This is a genomic window from Methylibium sp. (genome assembly GCF_013817365.1).
Classification (GTDB): domain Bacteria; phylum Pseudomonadota; class Gammaproteobacteria; order Burkholderiales; family Burkholderiaceae_C; genus Methylibium.
Window position 1 is genome coordinate 1 of sequence record NZ_JACDCU010000519.1, and the last position, 2559, is coordinate 2559.

The 2559-nt window shown below is 65.5% G+C and carries 2 protein-coding genes and 1 pseudogene; all 3 read right to left on the reverse strand.

All coding sequences use genetic code 11. From position 1 onward, the window contains the following. Positions 1-395 (reverse strand): annotated as a pseudogene (locus tag H0W38_RS20730) (diguanylate cyclase); the annotation flags it as partial. 124 nt (positions 396-519) lie between these two features. Beyond that, positions 520-705 (reverse strand): hypothetical protein, encoded by a 186-nt coding sequence (locus tag H0W38_RS20735; RefSeq protein ID WP_292457753.1) that lies wholly within the window; start codon positions 703-705, stop codon positions 520-522. A 591-nt stretch (positions 706-1296) separates the two neighbouring features. Continuing rightward, on the reverse strand, positions 1297-2418 hold the full coding sequence (locus H0W38_RS20740; protein WP_292457756.1) for a TAXI family TRAP transporter solute-binding subunit: 1122 nt from the start codon (positions 2416-2418) through the stop codon (positions 1297-1299). Between the last annotated feature and the right edge of the window lie 141 nt (positions 2419-2559).

Genomic DNA, 2559 nt, shown 5'->3' on the forward strand with positions numbered 1-2559 from the left:
AGCCCGCCGATGTGCCCGCCCTCGCTGCGGATGGGGCTGAACGAGAGCGTGAAAAAGCACTCTTCGTTGTACCCGTGGCGTTCCAGGAAGATGTGCTGATCTTCCAGGAACGCAGTGTCGCCGGCGAGCGCTGAATCATGCGCTTTGCCGATGACGGGCCAGGCCTCGCTCCAGCACTGCGGAAAGTTCTGGCCCATCGAATGGGGGTGCTTGCCGCCGCAAATCACCCGGTAACCGTCGTTGTAGATCTGGACCAGCCCCGGCCCCCAGATGATGCAGATGGGCAGGTCCGAGGCCAAGCAGATGTTGACCGTCGTGCGCAGGCTCTGCGGCCAGGAGTCGATGGGTCCAAGAGGCGTTTGCGACCAGTCCATCGACCGCACCAGCTTGCCCATCTCCCCGCCGCCCACGACCCATTGCGGGACTGTCTGTTCAAAAGCTGGTTGCACCGTCAATGATCTTTCTCCCTGTGGCACGGAACGTCGTGATGGGGTGATAGGGCGATAGGCTGGTCAAGTGTCATTTTGCGCGGAATGCGATCAACGCCGGTCGACCACCGAAAATTTGGAAGGGAAGTGCTTCCAGCCCCGGTCCAGACGGGGCAACGCTGTCGGCGCACAGCGCCTGGGTGAACGCGGTGTCTCGCAGGATCGTGGTCGGCATCGCCGCCGGCCAGGTGGGCCGCCCGTCCTCCTCGACGAGCACGCCTCGGCGGGTAAGCGCTTGATAGGGCAACCGACCTATGCTTGCAGGCGCTGCACTCGCGGAGACTTTGGTGCTTGACGGTCACAGACGACGCAGCGCAGCGGCGTCGCCACGCACGGCGGCTCTCCTGCGGGCCCCAATGGGGTGATTACGCAGCTACCGTCGCAATCTCGCGCGGATCGGCCGATCGCCCAGCCAAACGCAGCGCAGCGAATGTACGTGTACGGCGCCACCAAGCTGCCTTACGCCAACGGCAGTTCCTGGCCGCGAGTGTGAGTTCGCAGCCGCGCCGGTAAGCTGTCCCTCGTATCGACAGCCGCGCACCCCAAGGGCTGCTTTCAGCGACCTCGGGGAAGTCCCACTCCAACCATGAAGCGACGACGCCGCAACGGCGTGACGATTCGCTTCTAGACAAATAAAAATGCTGCCATTGCTTGGCCCGTCGTTTAGCCGCAAGAAGACAGGCAAGTCACTCGACGCCTGTGTTGTGGCCCGCGAGTTCGACCGGGGTCAGCGGCTGGAATCAGGTGCCAGAAACACAGGCTGTCTTTCCATCGGCAACGCAAGAAAGGTATCCAGCACGCACCACCGTCAGGGTGTCCGGCACAGCCCCAGAATGCGCTCCTGCTGCGTGCACGTCGCCGACGCGGGGGCGGAAGGCGCGGGCCGCGGGGCTTCCTTGTGACTGGAGGTGCAGCGGCGCAGCACTCGCTCGATCGGCGCGTAGTAGCGCCAGCCGCGGCCCAGCGGCGGCAGATCGAGCCGCACGTCGCGCCATTTCGGATGGCCCTCGGTCTGCAGCACCGCGAAGTTCTCGCAAAGCGACTGCGCGAAGCGCGACAGCTTGTCGGTCGTCACACGGTAGGTGTAGTCGTAGGTCACCAGATAGGCCTTCACGGCAAGGCCGGAAACGTCCTGGTCGAGCCAGTTCGGGTAGCTCGCCGAGCGGATCGTCGCGGCGCCATAGGTCTGCAGTGCGGCCTGGGTTCCGGAATTCGCCGGGTCGACCTTCAGCAGCCGCACCAGCTGCTTGGCCTCGGGCTTCATGTCGGCCAGCAGCTTGGCCGGCTGGCCGGCGACGATCACCACGACATCGACCGAGCTTTCGGTCGTCAGCTTCAGCAGCGCCTCCTCGTTGCTCAGCGTGCTGGTCGCCGCGTCGGCCAGCGGCTCGTTGAACATGAGCCGGTAGATCGTCGATGCGCTCATCGCCGTGCCGCTCTGCAGGGGGCCGATGTTGATCTTGCGGCCCTTGATCTCATGCACGTACTGCAGCGGCGAATCGGTGCGCACGACGAAATAGATCTCCTCGTCGTACAGCGGCAGCACAACGCGCAGCGGCCGGATCAGGTCGGCCGCGACGGCGTTCCCGGCGTCCGCGTAGTCGACAAAAGCCTGGTAAACGTCGGACTGCACGATCGCGAGCTTGACGCCAGTGTCGTAGCGCAGCCGGCTGACGTTGTCGGCCGAGCCCTTGGAGGCAAGCGCCTCGAGCTGGATGCCCGCCTGCGGTGCCACGAAGCGCGCCAGGTCACGCCCGATCTGGATGTAGGTGCCGCGTTCGGATGCGGTAACGATCTTGTACGAGACCGTCGGCGTCGATGCCGCCGGCTGGGCAAGGGCGGCGCCCGGCGACACCAGAGCCGCGGTGGCGGTCAGCGTGGTGAACAGTGCAGCGGCCAGGGCGTGCAGCGTGCGCGGCAGATGGAGCATGGAAGACCTCCTTTTCGTCAATGGCGGGGATTCAGCGTTCGCACAGCCCGAGTGCCGCCCGGTTCGGCTCGCAGGGCGCCGCGAGCGGTGTGGCATGCAGCGGTTCGAGTGGCACGGCGTCCGTGGCGGGCAGGGCGGTGC

What these genes read in the sequence shown, in the direction of transcription:
- H0W38_RS20740 (WP_292457756.1), bottom strand. Translation starts at nt 2,418, where the DNA reads ATGCTCCATCTGCCGCGCACGCTGCACGCCCTGGCCGCTGCACTGTTC.